At 59.2% G+C, this 15095-nt stretch carries 19 protein-coding genes; 8 read left to right on the top strand and 11 right to left on the bottom strand.

The window, feature by feature from the left end:
* The first annotated feature begins 9 nt into the window (after positions 1-9).
* The 3 genes from F8N62_RS21960 to F8N62_RS21945 all read left to right on the top strand — a co-directional run bounded on the left by F8N62_RS21960 (position 10) and on the right by F8N62_RS21945 (position 2200).
* Positions 10-966, top strand: coding sequence for a LysR family transcriptional regulator (locus F8N62_RS21960; protein WP_150712645.1), 957 nt, complete (start codon positions 10-12; stop codon positions 964-966).
* A gap of 68 nt (positions 967-1034) precedes the next feature.
* Positions 1035-1496 carry a MarR family winged helix-turn-helix transcriptional regulator gene (locus F8N62_RS21955; RefSeq protein ID WP_150712644.1) on the top strand — a complete coding sequence of 154 codons (462 nt, stop codon included), beginning with the start codon at positions 1035-1037 and terminating at the stop codon, positions 1494-1496.
* Between the two features lie 284 nt (positions 1497-1780).
* A complete protein-coding gene (locus F8N62_RS21945; RefSeq protein ID WP_133838258.1) occupies positions 1781-2200 on the top strand; it encodes an organic hydroperoxide resistance protein in 420 nt (139 codons plus the stop codon).
* A gap of 156 nt (positions 2201-2356) precedes the next feature.
* On the opposite strand, the gene F8N62_RS21940 is transcribed toward F8N62_RS21945, so the two are convergent.
* Both F8N62_RS21940 and earP read right to left on the bottom strand, forming a co-directional pair.
* The gene (locus F8N62_RS21940) at positions 2357-2926 is read right to left on the bottom strand and encodes an elongation factor P (protein ID WP_028619992.1); all 570 of its coding nucleotides are present in this window, start codon (positions 2924-2926) and stop codon (positions 2357-2359) included.
* Positions 2927-2974: 48 nt separating this feature from the next.
* A complete protein-coding gene (gene earP / locus F8N62_RS21935) occupies positions 2975-4117 on the bottom strand; it encodes an elongation factor P maturation arginine rhamnosyltransferase EarP (protein ID WP_150712643.1) in 1143 nt (380 codons plus the stop codon).
* A 124-nt stretch (positions 4118-4241) separates the two neighbouring features.
* Between earP and F8N62_RS21930 the strand changes: the two genes are divergently transcribed.
* Positions 4242-4652 carry a hypothetical protein gene (locus F8N62_RS21930; RefSeq protein ID WP_150712642.1) on the top strand — a complete coding sequence of 137 codons (411 nt, stop codon included), beginning with the start codon at positions 4242-4244 and terminating at the stop codon, positions 4650-4652.
* 2 nt (positions 4653-4654) lie between these two features.
* Positions 4655-5137 (top strand): GreA/GreB family elongation factor, encoded by a 483-nt coding sequence (locus tag F8N62_RS21925; RefSeq protein ID WP_150712641.1) that lies wholly within the window; start codon positions 4655-4657, stop codon positions 5135-5137.
* Between the two features lie 17 nt (positions 5138-5154).
* Here the strand turns inward: F8N62_RS21925 and cysB are convergent, their stop codons facing one another.
* The 5 genes from cysB to F8N62_RS21900 all read right to left on the bottom strand — a co-directional run bounded on the left by cysB (position 5155) and on the right by F8N62_RS21900 (position 9108).
* The gene (gene cysB / locus F8N62_RS21920; protein ID WP_010461327.1) at positions 5155-6129 is read right to left on the bottom strand and encodes an HTH-type transcriptional regulator CysB; all 975 of its coding nucleotides are present in this window, start codon (positions 6127-6129) and stop codon (positions 5155-5157) included.
* A 113-nt stretch (positions 6130-6242) separates the two neighbouring features.
* Positions 6243-6746, bottom strand: a complete 504-nt coding sequence (locus F8N62_RS21915) for a universal stress protein (RefSeq protein ID WP_150712640.1) — start codon at positions 6744-6746, stop codon at positions 6243-6245.
* A 92-nt stretch (positions 6747-6838) separates the two neighbouring features.
* The gene (locus tag F8N62_RS21910) at positions 6839-7744 is read right to left on the bottom strand and encodes a 5'-nucleotidase (protein ID WP_150712639.1); all 906 of its coding nucleotides are present in this window, start codon (positions 7742-7744) and stop codon (positions 6839-6841) included.
* A 24-nt stretch (positions 7745-7768) separates the two neighbouring features.
* Positions 7769-8725, bottom strand: coding sequence for a putative 2-dehydropantoate 2-reductase (locus F8N62_RS21905; protein WP_150712638.1), 957 nt, complete (start codon positions 8723-8725; stop codon positions 7769-7771).
* Positions 8722-9108: a thioredoxin family protein gene (locus tag F8N62_RS21900; RefSeq protein ID WP_150712637.1), complete on the bottom strand. Its 387-nt coding sequence runs from the start codon at positions 9106-9108 to the stop codon at positions 8722-8724. The genes F8N62_RS21905 and F8N62_RS21900 overlap by 4 nt, the downstream gene beginning before the upstream one ends.
* On the opposite strand from F8N62_RS21900, the gene F8N62_RS21895 reads away from it, so the two are divergent.
* Entirely contained in the window at positions 9107-9550 is a 444-nt protein-coding gene (locus tag F8N62_RS21895) for a PilZ domain-containing protein (protein ID WP_150712636.1), read from the top strand. The two genes, F8N62_RS21900 and F8N62_RS21895, sit on opposite strands and share 2 nt — an antisense overlap.
* 162 nt (positions 9551-9712) lie before the next feature.
* Complete coding sequence (locus F8N62_RS21890; protein WP_150712635.1) at positions 9713-10789, top strand: 3-deoxy-7-phosphoheptulonate synthase; 1077 nt, start codon at positions 9713-9715, stop codon at positions 10787-10789.
* Positions 10790-10851: 62 nt separating this feature from the next.
* On the opposite strand, the gene F8N62_RS21885 is transcribed toward F8N62_RS21890, so the two are convergent.
* A complete protein-coding gene (locus tag F8N62_RS21885; protein WP_008031384.1) occupies positions 10852-11139 on the bottom strand; it encodes a GNAT family N-acetyltransferase in 288 nt (95 codons plus the stop codon).
* A gap of 638 nt (positions 11140-11777) precedes the next feature.
* Between F8N62_RS21885 and oprI the strand changes: the two genes are divergently transcribed.
* Positions 11778-12029: an outer membrane lipoprotei OprI gene (oprI, locus tag F8N62_RS21880; RefSeq protein WP_003183784.1), complete on the top strand. Its 252-nt coding sequence runs from the start codon at positions 11778-11780 to the stop codon at positions 12027-12029.
* A gap of 123 nt (positions 12030-12152) precedes the next feature.
* Here oprI and F8N62_RS21875 read toward each other — a convergent pair whose 3' ends face one another.
* From F8N62_RS21875 to F8N62_RS21865, 3 genes are all read right to left on the bottom strand, one after another.
* The gene (locus F8N62_RS21875; RefSeq protein WP_150712634.1) at positions 12153-13124 is read right to left on the bottom strand and encodes a L,D-transpeptidase family protein; all 972 of its coding nucleotides are present in this window, start codon (positions 13122-13124) and stop codon (positions 12153-12155) included.
* Positions 13125-14133: 1009 nt separating this feature from the next.
* Entirely contained in the window at positions 14134-14427 is a 294-nt protein-coding gene (locus F8N62_RS21870; protein ID WP_003226812.1) for a hypothetical protein, read from the bottom strand.
* A gap of 56 nt (positions 14428-14483) precedes the next feature.
* The gene (locus tag F8N62_RS21865) at positions 14484-15089 is read right to left on the bottom strand and encodes an arylesterase (RefSeq protein ID WP_150712633.1); all 606 of its coding nucleotides are present in this window, start codon (positions 15087-15089) and stop codon (positions 14484-14486) included.
* Positions 15090-15095 lie beyond the last annotated feature (6 nt).

The following is a 15095-nucleotide window of genomic DNA, read 5'->3' as shown; positions in this document are numbered from 1 at the left end:
GGTAATAGCATGAACCCCAATCAATTGACCGACCAACTGGGCCTGTTTCTCGATGTACTGGAAACCGGCAGCTTTTCCGCCGCCTCGCGCCGTCACCCGCTGACCCCCTCGGCGGTAGCCCGGCGCATCGACAGCCTGGAAAACGCAGTTGGCAGCCAGTTGTTCATTCGCAGTACCCACGCAGTGCGCGCGACGCCGGCGGGCCTGGCATTTGCCGAGCGCGCGCGGCGGATCGTGGCGGAGCTTCAGCTGGCCCGGGCTGAAGCAGTGTCCCTGAGCAGCGCCCCGGAAGGGCTGATCCGGATCGACGCGCCGGCCGCTTTTGGCCGGCGGCATCTGGCACCGGTGATTGCCGATTTCTTGATGCTCTACCCCGGTCTCGACGTGCAACTGCACCTGATCGACAGTTTCGTCGACATGCAGGGTTTGAACCTTGGCAAGGTCGATCTGGTGCTGCGCGCCGGGCAAATGGCCGATACCCGGCTGGTGGCTACGCCGCTGGCGAGCATGCTGCGCATCGCCTGCGCCAGCCCCGAATACTTGCAACGTCGCGGCCTGCCGACCGCTCCTGCGCAACTCAATGAACACGATGGCCTCGACTGGGATGGCCTGGCCCCGCCGTTCGCCTGGCGCTTCGAACGCAATGGGCAGCTGCATTTACACCGCCCCGGACGCATCCGCATGAGCGCCAACAATGCCGAGGCGTTGCTGTGCGGCGCGCTGGCCGGGCTGGGTATCGCGCACTTGCCGACCTGGCTGACCAGCGAATACCTGTTGCGCGGTGAATTACTGCCGTTGTTCTGCGAAAACGGTTTGCCTGCCCCGGAAACCACCGGTATCTACGCCTTGCGTCTGGAGCAGCAACCCAATTCCCGCAGTCGCTTGCTGCTGGAATACCTGAAGACACGTTTCAGCCCGATTCCGCCGTGGGATCTGGCATTGCACGCCAACCTCGAACGCCACTAGTCGAGAATTATCTGGCGCATTAAACATTCGCCCGCTAGATTCATGAAATCACTGATCAAGGCTTCACCATGACCACCCAACGCAACACCCCGGATAACTGCGACGACCTGTTGCTGGACAATCAGGCCTGCTTCGCCCTGCACTCCACCTCACTGCTGCTGACCAAGGTCTACAAGCCCTTGCTGCAAGCGCTGGGGCTGACCTATCCGCAGTATTTGGCGATGATGGTGCTGTGGGAGCGGGACGGTTTGACCGTAGGCGAAATCAGCGCGCGACTGCTGACCGATCCCGGCTCGCTGACGCCGCTGCTCAAACGCCTCGAAGTCGAAGGCTTGCTCAGCCGCACCCGCAGCCGAGAGGACGAGCGCGTGGTGATTGTCGAACTGACTGAACAGGGCCGTGCGTTGCGAGAACAGGCACGCAGCGTTCCCCAGTGCATCCTCGGCGCCAGCGGCCTGACCCTTGAGCGGCTGCAGGCCTTGCAAGCGGAGCTGCAAGTGCTGCGCAGCAATCTGCAGGACAGCCTTTAACCTCGAGACAACTAAAAATCCCTGTGGGAGCGAGCTTGCTCGCGAAGACGCCGTGTCAGTCGCCATCATTGTTGAATGACACACCGCCTTCGCGAGCAAGATCGCTCCCACATTTGGTTTTGCGCTTCTCTTAAATGCCTGTCCCGGCAGTCCCGCCCAGTTGCGACGAAATAATTTGAAATTTTATCTTGCGCGCAAACTATTAGCGCGATACATTCATCTCGCCACTTACTTAGCGCGCAAACAGTTAGCGCGAACAACCAAGAACGAACGAGGCTCACATCATGCAAACTCTCTACACCGCAATCGCAACCTCCACTGGCGGCCGTGACGGTCGTGCGGTTTCCAGCGACAACATCCTCGACGTCAAACTCGCCACCCCGAAAGAACTCGGCGGTGCCGGCGGTGCAGCCACCAACCCTGAACAGCTGTTCGCCGCCGGTTACTCGGCCTGCTTCATCGGCGCACTGAAGTTCGTTGCCAGCCAGACCAAACGAACCATTCCGAACGACGCTTCGATCACTGCCCACGTCGGCATCGGTCAGATCCCTGGCGGTTTCGGCCTGGACATCGACCTGCACATCAGCCTGCCGGGCCTCGAACAAGCCGATGCGCAAACCCTGGTCGATGCGGCCCACCAGGTCTGCCCGTACTCCAACGCCACCCGCGGCAATGTTGAAGTGCGCCTGCACGTTACCGTGTAATCAAAAGATCGCAGCCTCGTTTTACTCGACAGCTCCTACAGAGATATGCAGAACCCATGTAGGAGCTGTCGAGTAAAACGAGGCTGCGATCCCTTGATTTTCAGGCACAAAAAAGCCCGACTCAATGGTCGGGCTTTTTCATTCCTGAAGCTGTGCTTATTTGGCACGGCCTTTATAGGAACCGCCTTCGCGGGTATCGATTTCGATTTTGTCGCCGATTTCGATGAAGTCAGCCACTTGCAACTCAGTACCGTTGCTCAGCTTGGCAGGCTTCATGACTTTACCGGAAGTGTCACCGCGAGCGGAGCCTTCGGTGTAGTCAACCACACGCACGATGGTGGTCGGCAGTTCTACGGAAACCAGACGCTCTTCGAAGAAGATCGCTTCGCAAACATCGGTCATGCCTTCTTCAACGAAAGGCAGAACGGCTTCGATGTCTTCAGCGTTCAGCTCGTACATGGTGTAGTCGGTGGTGTCCATGAACGTGTAGGTGTCGCCGCTGATGAAGGACAGAGTCGCTTCTTTGCGGTCGAGAATTACGTCGTCCAGTTTGTCGTCAGCGCTGTAAACGATCTCGGTCTTGTAACCGGTCAGCAGGTTTTTCAGCTTGGTCTTCATGATCGCGCTGTTACGACCGGATTTGGTGAATTCAGCTTTCTGAACCAACCATGGATCGTTTTCGAGACGGATCACGGTACCGGGTTTCAGTTCTTTACCAGTTTTCATTACGAATATCCGAATTTGGATGGGATTTACAAAAATCTAGGCCGCGTATCATATCCAATTTAGGTAAAACTGTACCAGCGCTGCGGCAAGATCTGCCTGCAAGGCCTGTTCCAGACACCACGCCTCGGCATGTTTTTGAAGTTCCGGCCAGTGATTACGGGTGGTCAACCAGTGAGCCGACACATCATGCCCGGCATTCCACGCCCGCCAAAGCCCGCTGATCGCCTCGCAGGCAGGTGCCGACAGACCTTTTGTGTACAGCGAGAGGAAGGCGTCGAGCTTGTCCAGATGAATGTCTTCGTCCTGGCGATAGATGTGCCAGAGCAGCGGGCGGCCCGCCCATTGCGCCCGAACAAAGGAATCTTCGCCACGCACGGCATTGAAATCACAGCACCAGAGCAACTGATCGTACTGATCCTGCCGGACGAACGGCAGCACTTGCACAGTTACTGAGCTGCGCACATGCACCGCGCCGGCGGCCATACTTTCAACGCCGAGCCAGCGCTCGACATCCCCGAGAATCCGCCCTTCGGGCACCAGCACATGCGTGGGCGCCGAATCCGCAGCCATAACGTCCAGCCAACTGGCCAGCCCGGCATTTTCGTAGGCAAACAGCGAGATCAGTTGCGCGCCTTGCACAGGATTGATCCCCAGGCCTCGCAAGAATAGTCGCTGAGCCTCGGGCCTTTGCTGAAATTGCCGGCGACGTTCAAGCAATCCGCTTTCACGCAGCAACCCACCTGTGCCCTTCTGGAAACCGGGAAAGAAAAAGATCTTCTGCACGTTTTTGTATTTCACCGACGGCAGCCCGTGGCAGCCGATCACCCAGTCCTCGGCACTCAGATAATCGAGGTTCATCCACAGCGGCGGCTTCTCCCGCGCGGCCATGGCGTCCATATAGGCACCGGGCAATTGGCAGGCGAACGCGGCGATCACCACATCAGCGGCGTCGGTGGGCAACCAGTCGGCAGGCCACTGGCGGACATCGACACCTTCCTGCCACTGTTGCCCGGCATGCACGTCAATGTCCGGGCACAGTCGCTCAAACGCCCGCAAGTCGTCGACCCACAGACGCACGTCCAGCCCGTGCTCGGCCACCAATTGGCGGGCCAGACGCCAGGTCACGCCGATGTCGCCGAAATTATCGACGACGGTACAAAAAATATCCCAGCGGGTGTTCAGTTCAGGCATTCCAGGCTCCCGTTGGCAAAGGCGCCGATTGTCCGCATAAATTACCCCGTGCAGAAGAGCCGACGGCGATTAATCTTCATGCGACAATCGCCACTCGCCCGCGACCACCCGCCAGGAGGCAGTCATGCCCTACCGTCCCAACCCGCGCCGCCCGCTGCCGATCCGGCTCAATGCGTTGCAACTGAGTGGCAGCATTGCCCTCGGAGTGTGGCTGGGATTCCTCGCCATCGCGCTGAGCTGCTGGATTGCCGCGCGCCTGTTGTTCAGCGAGCAATTGGCCCCGGTTGCACAAGCGGTCGAGCAACTGGCGAAACCGCCAGTGGTGGTGCAACCGGCGCCGGACATTCCTGCGCAGAGCCCACTGTTCGAGCAGTACGAGGAGAACCTGCGCAAGAACGAGCAGCAGCAGCGCCTGGATCAGGCCCGCAGCACCCGGCGCAATCAGGCCAATCCGAAATGCCAGTTCTGGCTGCAACAGGACCAGACCGCACCGAGCGAAAAAAGCCGCGCCAACGTCCTGCAATTCTGCGATTGATCATGAATAAGCAAACGGTCCACCAACTGATTATCGACAAGCTGCGGATCGATCTCGACATCGCCGAGCGTGCCGCGCAAACCGCCTACGAAACCGCGACCCACGAAGAAAACATCGCCGAGAACAAGTACGACACGCTGGGTCTGGAGGCGTCTTATCTGGCGGCCGGGCAGGCCCGGCGCGTTGAGGAAATCAAGCAATCATTGACGCTGTGCCAGAACTTGAATCTGCGGCCGTACGACGAACAGCGCGGCATCGAAGTCGGTGCGCTGCTTGGCCTTGAGGATGAAAAGGGTCGTGAGCAATGGTTGTTTCTCGCCCCTGATGCCGCAGGTTTGAAGGTCGATCTGGTGGGGCAATGGATTACCGTCATCACCCCTCGCTCCCCGCTGGGCAAAAGCTTGCTGGGCAAGTTCGAAGGGGACGAGGTGGAGATTCTGGTGGCCGGCGCCCGGCAACAGTTTTCTGTTACCGAGGTGATCTGACCAAGGCAGGACGCCCCTTAGTGGACGGGCAGTTCGACGCCGTCGAACAGCTCTTCCAGCTCCTGCTTGTTGTGGCATTGAATGGCTTTGGCCATGACTTCGCGGGTCAGGTGCGGGGCGAACTTCTCGATGAAGTCGCACATGAAGCCACGCAGGAAGGTGCCGCGACGGAAACCGATTTTGGTGATGCTGGATTCGAACAAATCGCTGGCATCGAGCATGACCAGGTCGCTGTCGAGTTTGGCGTCGACCGCCATTTTTGCCACAATCCCCACGCCCAGGCCCAAACGAACGTAAGTCTTGATCACGTCGGCGTCGGCGGCGGTGAACACCACTTTCGGCGTCAGGCCGCGGTGGCTGAAGGCTTCGTCGAGTTTCGAGCGACCGGTGAAACCGAACACGTAAGTCACGATCGGGTATTCCGCCAGCGCTTCGAGGGTCAGTTTCGACACCTTGGTCAGCGGGTGGCCCTGAGGCACGACCACGCAACGGTTCCAGCGGTAGCACGGCATCATCACCAGATCACCGAACAGCTCCAGGGCTTCGGTGGCGATGGCGAAATCGACGGTGCCGTCAGCCGCCATCTCGGCGATCTGCATCGGCGAACCCTGGTGCATGTGCAGCGCGACGTCGGGGTATTGCTTGATGAAATTGCTGATCACCGGCGGCAACGCGTAACGCGCCTGGGTGTGCGTGGTGGCGATCGACAGGGTGCCTTTCTTCTCGTTGGAGAATTCCTGGGCGATCTGCTTGATGCTCTCGACCTTACGCAGGATCTCGCCGGCGGTGGTGATGATGCGCTCGCCGGCCGGGGTGACGCGGGTCAGGTGCTTGCCGCTGCGAGCGAACACCTCGACGCCCAGCTCGTCCTCCAGCAGACGGATCTGTTTACTGATACCGGGCTGTGAGGTGTACAGGCTTTGGGCGGTAGCCGAAACGTTGAGGTCGTGGTGCGCCACTTCCCAGATGTAGCGCAGTTGTTGAAGCTTCATATGTATCCCTCAAAGCAGGTAGACGCCACGGGCATCAGCGACGGTATATAACTATATTAATGGTTTGAAGAATAAATCTAGAACTTTTTTATCAAACTGCCACCACTGCCGCGCTAGCGATCCCCGTGACGGCGACGCTCTACCAGCGGCACCAGATAAACCGGCACCCGAGACAACTGCAATACCCGCGCTGCGGTTCTGCCCAGAGGCGTTTCCGCGCCAGCACCATGGCTGTGACTTCCTACGATCAACAAATCCACGGAGAGTTTCTGTGCCTGGTCGAGAATCACCTGTGACGGATCGCCCTGAAGCACCCGCACGGCCTGAATCCGTTCCAGGTCCTGCTCGCCCTCCTCCCCCAGTTCTTCCCGAAAACTGTCGAGCACGCGCTGCTCGATATTCGCGATGACCGTGTTCAGCCCCTGACTGTGAAACTCATTCAACGCCTGCTCGTCAAGGTAGCTCTGAAGCACCGATTCGGCGAACAGCCCCATGGGTTCAACTGCATGCACCACGTACAGATCGGCATTGAATGTTCGCGCCAGCGCCAAGGCATGCTGCATCACCAAAGGGGCGTACAGGCCGAGGTCAGTTGCATACAGCATCGAACGAATCATATGACCTCCTCGTGCCAACATGGCGGAGATTGATTCAGCTTAGCAGTGCCTTGGCGAGTACGACGTCCCGCGTAACGCGTTGAACCGCGGGCTTAAACCTTTTGCTCGTTGCTTATGCCGTGGGGCACATGGCCGGTAGCGACCACCTCGCGGGCCAGCTCGCAATGACCGGCCTGGTCATCGAAAAACACGTCGGCGGCAAAGGCTTCGAGGAACGCGGATTTGGTCAGGCCACCGAGGAACAGCGATTCATCGAGACGGATGTCCCACTCGCGCAAGGTGCGGATCACCCGTTCATGAGCCGGCGCGGAACGTGCTGTCACCAGTGCGGTGCGGATCGGACAGGCGTCCTCCGGGAACTCGCGCTGCAGCAGATTGAGCGCCGCGAGAAAGCCTTTGAACGGTCCGCCGCGCAACGGCTCACGCGCACTTTCGCGCTCGCTGGCCTGAAACGCTTCAAGACCGCCGGACTGGTAAACCCGCTCCGATTCGTCGGAAAACAGCACCGCGTCGCCGTCGAAGGCAATGCGCAATTCATCGCTCGCGGCACGGCTGGCACCGCCCGACAGAATGGTCGCCGCGGCGAACCCGGCATCCAGTGCACTGCGTACGTCTTCGGCGTGGGTCGACAGAAACAGGTCGCAACCAAAGGCTTTGAGGTAAGGATAAGGACTGCGTCCACCGACAAACGCCGCGCGGGAGATCGCCAATCCGTAATGGTGAATCGAGTTGAATACGCGCAAGCCGGTGTCGGCGCTGTTACGCGACACCAGAATCACCTCGACCCTGGCACGGCCGAGGCTGGCGTTCAGGGCCAGGAGTTTTTCCACCAACGGGAATGCGTCGCCGGGCTCGAGGATTTCGTCTTCGTGCTCGATCTGATACTGCCGATAAGCCTCGACACCGCTCGACAGGTAAATCTTGTGGCTTTCGCTCAGGTCGAACAGCGCGCGCGAAGAAATCGCCAGGACCAGTTTGTCGTCAATCGTCTTTGCCATGCCCTTCCCCCTCGGTTGATCGACTCAAGTGTTACGTCGATCGATAAAACTCAAACTGCGGTACAGCGCCTCGATTCGCGGCAATTCGCAGCCGACGGCCTTGGCCGCTGCCAGTGGCCGGGCATAAATCGCCGCCAGTTCCAGCGGTCGCTTGTGCAGAAAATCGTGGTACATGCTCGGCCAGTAGTCCGGCATTTTCTCGGTCATCGTGAACAGGAAATCGGCATACCCGGCGGGCATGTCGTGACCGCAGGCCTTCGCGCCCTGAACCACTTCGGCCATCAACGCCTTGATCAGTTCCCGACTGTCGGCATCGGCCATCAACGGCGCCGTGCCCGCCCCGAGCAGTACCGAGAGGCCGTTATAAGGAATGTTCCAGACCAGTTTTTGCCAGCGTGCCTGATGCAGGTTCGGCATGGCCTGAGAGTCGATGCCGGCGCTGCGGAACAACCCGGCGCCCTCCTCGACGATCGCCATGCGCGCCGGATCATCGGCAGTCGGCCCGCTGTGGTAGCCGATATTCACCGCGCCAAGGGCTTGATGGGTGATCGCGCCCGGCCCGGTGCGATGGACGCAGATCAGGCACAGGCCGCCAAGAATATGCAGCGAATCGGGGAGCAGTGTGCGCAGGCTGTCTTCGACGTCCAGGCCATTCTGCAGCAGCAATACTTTGCCATTCGGCGCCGCGGCTTTCATGATCGCCGGCGCCAGATCGGCGTTGCTGGTGGTCTTCGCGCCAACCAGCAGCCAGTCGCAGGGCGGCATGTCCTCGGCGCACGAGTAAGCCTGCACCGGGTTCAACGTCAGCGTGCCATGCGGTGCGCTGTCGATGTGCAGTCCGCGCTCGGCGACCGCTGAAAATTCGCTGCGCAACAGAAAGTGCACATCGAAACCGGCCCGCGCCAGCATGACCCCGTAGAACCCGCCGATCGCCCCGGTTCCGATAATACCGATGGTCGGTTTGGTGATTGCAGCCGTCATGGCAACTCCTCTGCTGTTCTCGTCAACGCCTGTTCAACGGCTCGATTCAGCTCGGGGCCGGTCAGGCGGGAGTGTATTGGGCCGAAAAATTCACCGTCGCGCACCACAAACAGCGCCGGCAAATGAAACACCTGATAGCGCTCGACCACACCGCCATTGTCCCCGGCGTCGATCCAGCACAGGCGATCGACTGGCAGATCGAGCCTGGGCAATTGTTCTCGGGCAAACCGGCAACCGGAGCAGCCGACGCTGGTGAAAACAACCAGCGACACCCCGCTCATCGCCAGCAACCGTTGGTCGGCGTCGAAATCGGTCAGTTGTATTTCGACCACTATACTGGGGAAAACAATGTCAGATGGCCGACACATGGAGTCCGTGCTCATGGGACGCTTTATTCCTCATCCTGACGATGTGCCCGTCGAATTAACGTTGCTCAAACCTGAGTGTATTTCACGGCAACAGCTGCACACTATCAGCCTCGGGGGCATGGCTTGCAATTACCACCGCGCCTGGCGCCACGGTACGGCGCTGGAAGTGCGCATGCCGACCTTGAACCCCGACCTGCGCTATCTGGGCTACGTGGCCTGGTGCCTGCGGCGCAAACGCGGCTATCTGGTGGGCATTGCTTTTGTCGATGAGCAAATGATGTTCAGCGCCCGAATGGGTGAACAGGTGTGTCAGATCGACCGTTACTGTCGCTTGCACGACGCTCATGATGATTTGCAGGAAAGCCAGGCATTGGCCCTGGAATGGGTGCAACAGCACGCCGACGAGTTCTCTCATGACACGGTTCGCAAGGCCTTTGCCCAGGCTGTGCTGGACTAGGCGACGTTATCTATTAGTTGCAAATGGCCCTTAAACCGGTGTCTGCCCATTGTCGAGCCACGGTGTAACGCGCTAAGGTTCCGCTCCCCGACGCGCTTAATTTGCTGTGCTCCGCCGCGCGGGTTCGCTGGCGGCCGGCACCCGTGACCTGACGAGTAAACGATGGCTGATTTACCGATCAACGACCTAAACGTCGCCTCCAACGAGACGCTGATCACTCCTGACCAGCTCAAGCGCGATATTCCTCTGAGCGACGCGGCCCTGCGCACCGTCACCAAGGGCCGCGAAGTCATTCGTAACATTCTGGATGGCACCGACCACCGCCTGTTCGTCGTCATCGGGCCGTGCTCGATCCACGACATCAAGGCCGCCCACGAATACGCCGACCGCCTGAAGGCACTGGCTGCGGAAGTGTCCGATACCTTGTATCTGGTCATGCGCGTGTATTTCGAGAAGCCGCGTACCACCGTCGGCTGGAAAGGCTTGATCAACGATCCGTACCTGGACGACTCGTTCAAGATTCAGGACGGTCTGCACATCGGTCGCAAGTTGCTGCTGGACCTGGCCGAAATGGGCCTGCCGACTGCAACCGAAGCCCTCGACCCGATCTCTCCGCAGTATTTGCAGGACCTGATCAGCTGGTCGGCCATCGGCGCGCGCACCACCGAATCCCAGACCCACCGTGAAATGGCGTCCGGCCTGTCCTCGGCGGTCGGCTTCAAGAACGGCACTGACGGCGGCCTGACCGTCGCGATCAACGCCCTGCAATCCGTTTCCAGCCCGCATCGTTTCCTCGGTATCAACCAGGAAGGCGGCGTGTCGATCGTCACCACCAAGGGCAATGCCTACGGTCACGTGGTCTTGCGCGGCGGCAATGGCAAGCCGAACTACGACTCGGTGAGCGTCGCCCTGTGCGAACAAGCGCTGAACAAGGCGAAGATCAAACCGAACATCATGGTCGATTGCAGCCACGCCAACTCCAACAAGGATCCGGCCCTGCAACCGCTGGTGATGGAGAACGTCGCCAACCAGATCCTCGAAGGCAACCAGTCGATCATCGGCCTGATGGTCGAAAGTCACCTGAACTGGGGTTGCCAGGCCATCCCGAAAGACCTCGCCGACTTGCAATACGGCGTGTCGATCACCGATGCCTGCATCGACTGGTCTGCTACCGAGACGACCTTGCGCAGCATGCATGCCAAGCTCAAGGACGTGCTGCCGAAACGCGATCGCACCTGATCAGCGTTTTTCGCGCACAAAAAAACGCCGGGCTTAACCCGGCGTTTTTTTATGTGTACGTTTTACTGACTCAGCTTGGCCGCATGCCGCTGGTGGCGCTCCATGTAGCGCTCCACGTAGGAACACGACGGAATGACGGTGTATCCCATTTCCTCAGCGTACTCCAGCGCCTTCTCGGTCAAGGCTGCTGCAATACCGCGACCCCGCAGTGCATTGGGCACGAAGGTGCGGTAGATATCCAGAGTCTGTTTCCCCAGATCCATATAGGTCAGGTAGGCACGATGACCGTCCACATTGGTCTCGAACTGATGACCTGCCTGGTCATGGTTGATGGACAACGCCTCGCTCATCACAACTCCTCGCGGGTCTTGAATTCTGACCCCTACCTTACCGATGTTTTTCCGGCGAAGGAACATCTACGCCACCCCGTGCCTGAATGGACACCGAGAAGAGCTGCACCGATCTCGCGCAACCGAGCACGTATAAATAGTAGGCACCATTGGCAGAAATGCTCAAGGTACGCTCGTCATCACGCAAGGTTGGGCGGGTGCTGCTCCGGGTTTCGCAGGGACGGCTCGACCGAATAGCTGTGCGGGTCGATAGCCTGAACATTGCCGGATGTTGAGACTTAAGACGAGCGTCTCTCTTTTAAGTCACCTCAACTAGGAGAAAGAGTTGAGAGCTGCTGCGCAAATCCCGAACAAAAGTGTAGACGAATCCATATACACAGACTTTAGTCGAGACTGGAAAACAGTGCTGGCTTGCGGGAACTTTTTCGTGCCAACTCGCTCAGCTCGGGCCTTGCAGCTGGATATTTTTTAATCAGCGCAAGTAAAAGTTGCTCGAAAAAGAATCAACGCCTACAATTTTTTTTGCTTCTTGCTGTACGTCAGTTTACTTACGACAAGTAATGGGTAGTATGTACGCCGGCTATTTCCTCACTCTGAGGAGACAGCTACTTAATAGAAAGTCCTTGAAGGGGAACACGATGAACAACGTTCTGAAATTCTCTGCTCTGGCTCTGGCCGCAGTTCTGGCTACCGGTTGCAGCAGCGCATCGAAAGAAACCGAAGCACGTCTGACCGCTACTGAAGACGCAGCTGCTCGCTCCCAGGCTCGTGCAGACGAAGCTTACCGTAAAGCTGATGAAGCTCTGGCTGCTGCTCAAAAAGCACAACAGACTGCTGACGAAGCTAACGAGCGTGCTCTGCGCATGCTGGAAAAAGCTAGCCGCAAGTAATAGTCCTTCGGGATTATTATCAAGCCGACCCATTTTTGGGTCGGCTTTTTTATGGCCCGGTTTTTTGTCCAGGCCATAAAAAACCCGCCGATGCAGCCTGCATCGGCGGGTTCTGTGCACGTCTTACTGGAGTGGGTCGATCGGCGCACTCGATACCATCGGTGCATCCGTACCCGGCACGCCGATTTCCACCGGCAGTCCGTCTTCCGCGGCCACTACATCACGCACCACGTCCCAGTTCATGCGCAGGTTATTGGTGATGTCTTCACGCTTGAGCATCGCGTTGATCACCGCAGTGTGCTTGTCGACCACCGACGGGTTGCCCTTGTCGTCCAGCGGTGTATGCGCTTCCAGGTAGACCTTGCCGGCACTCACGCCAAATTTGTAAGGGTCGCTGAGGATGCGCACCGATGTACCCACCGGCACCATCCCGGCCATTTCCAGCACGTTGTTGTTAAACATGCGGAAGCAACCGTGGCTGGTGCGCATGCCGATGCCGAACTTCTTGTTTGAACCGTGGATCAGGTAGCCCGGTGTGCCCAGGGTGAACTTGAATGGCCCCAGCGGGTTGTCCGGGCCGGCCGGGACGACGTTCGGCAGCGGATCGCCATCCGCCAAGTGTTCGGCCTTGATCGACGCTGGAGGGGTCCAGGTCGGGTTCGGCGTTTTCGCAATGATGCTGGTGTGGGCAATCGGCGAGCCCCAGCCTTCACGACCGATTCCCAGCGGGAAGGTGTAAACCACGTCCCGGCCTTTCGGGAAGTAATAGAGACGGTATTCAGCCAGGTTGATCACGATGCCTTCGCGTGGGCCCGGCGGCAGGATGAAGCGCGTCGGCAGGACGATCTCGGTACCGGCGCCCGGCAACCATGGATCGACGCCGGGGTTGGCCGCGACCATTTCCGAATAGCCCAGGTCGTAGGTGGTACCAAGGTCAGCGAAGGTGTCTTCGTATTTGGCCTTGATCACTTGCACCTGGCCGACGATGTCTTCACCGGGCGGTGGCAGGGGCAACTCCAATGCTGCTACGGGGCCTGCCACACACAGGGCGGCAAGGGTCAGGCAGCGGGTGACGGCAGGAAAGCGCGGCAACATCCGGAAAATCCTATGATCGACTAGGTATAAGAACGCGATTGTACACTGGCGGTTCGGGATTCGGGGAGACGCGCCGATAGAGCGCTTTTTCGGCTGGGTTTTTAGGTGTACATATCCGTTGCTGCGGTGACGGCGGCTAATGGTTTCGCCCTTACGGCGAGTCACTTTGAAAAGCACAAAGTAACCAAACGCTCTTGCCCCACCACTCGGCACCTCGCTTGGGCTCGGTGTGCCCTCAACTCCGGCATTGCTCCGCGGGTCGCCGCGAAGGGCCATCCCTGGCCCAGCGCGGCTAAACCGGCATCCTTGCCGGTTTACCCGCTGCGCAATGCCTGCGTTCGGCCAGCGTGGTTTAACGGGGCGCTCAGGATCAACATCAACATCAAAACCTCGGCGGCCTCTGGGCCGACCGTGGCATCAAGCGGGCGCGCTTCGCTGGTTTGAGCGTGCACAACCTCTGACCTGATGCAAATCCCTGTGGGAGCGAGCTTGCTCGCGATAGCGGAGTGTCAGTCGCCATCAATGTTGAATGTCAGTCCGCCATCGCGAGCAAGCTCGCTCCCACAGTGGGGAATTTGGTGGGCGTGGCATTGGTGTTCAACTGCGATGACTTGGTCGAACTAACCGTCAGGTCGGCCCGAAGGCCGCCGCGGTTTTGATTTTGATGTTGATCCTGAGCGCCCCGTTAACCACGCTGGCCGAACGGAGGTATTGCGCAGCGGGTAAACCGGCATGGATGCCGGTTTAGCCGCGCTGGGCCAGGGATGGCCCTTCGCGGCGACCCGCGGAGCAATGCCGGAGTGAGGGCACACCGAGCCTAAGCGAGGTGCCAAGTGGTGGGGCAAGAGCGTTGGGTTACTTTGCGCTTTTCAAAGTGACTCGCCGTAAGGGCGAAACCAATAGCAGCCGTCACCGCAGCAATGGATATGTACACGACCCACAACCCACAACCTGAACATCCCCAATCGTGGCGCAACATGGAATCTCCCACAGGCGGAACACCGAGCCATCAAAGCTCAAACCGCAACTCAGGCCAGATCGGCGAAGTCCCGCGCTTCTGCGACTCCAGAATCGCCCGGCACAGCGAGCACAGGCGCTGGTCCTGGAACACCCGGCGGTCGACGCTCGACCAGCGCGGTTGTGCCGGCAGCAAGCTGCCACACAAGGTTCGATCAGCCGAGCCGCCCAGCTCCAGCTGACGCGTCACCAAATGCACCCGTACTTCCTGGCAGGCGAACAGATCCAGCTGTTCGTCAGGCTCGATCAGTTGGTAGGCAAAAAGGGACCAGGCAGGACGCGGCATCGGGGGCTCCAAATCGGGGGCGCCACCTTAGCCGAAACACCGCCACTAGAAAAGCGTCAAAGCAGCGGTTTCAGTGTCGGCCAGACATTTTCCAGCAACTTGTCCTGAGCCCCGACAGCCGGGTGCAGGCCATCGGCCTGCATCAGGTCCGGATGGCCGCCCACGCCGTCGAGAAAAAACGGCACCAGCGGGATCTTTTTCTCGTCGGCCAGCGTGCTGTAGACCTTCGCAAATGCCTCGGTGTAACGAACGCCATAGTTGGGTGGCAACTGCATGCCGAGCAAAAGCACCTTGGCGCCGCTGTCCCTGGAGCTGTCGATCATCGACGCAAGGTTTTGTTGCAAATTAGCAGGGGGCATTCCGCGCAGCCCGTCATTGCCGCCCAGCTCGAGGATCACCAGTTCAGGTTTATGCTCTGCAAGCAGCGCTGGCAGGCGCGCCTGGCCTCCTGCACTGGTGTCGCCGCTGATGGACGCATTGACCACCTTGTCGTCGAAACCTTCGCGTTTGAGCCGTTGTTCAAGCAACGACACCCACCCCAAGCGGGTATCCAGTCCGAAACCGGCGCTGATACTATCGCCAACGATCAGGACCGTACCCGCCGCTGCGTTCTGGGCCATGCACATCAAGGCCAGGCCAGCACTCAAAAACCACACTCGCATCGGATT

The sequence above is a fragment of the Pseudomonas fluorescens genome, from assembly GCF_902497785.1.
Classification (GTDB): Bacteria; Pseudomonadota; Gammaproteobacteria; order Pseudomonadales; family Pseudomonadaceae; genus Aquipseudomonas; species Aquipseudomonas fluorescens_BO.
Note: the sequence above shows the minus strand (reverse complement) of the source record. Positions and strands in the feature narration are given on the sequence as shown.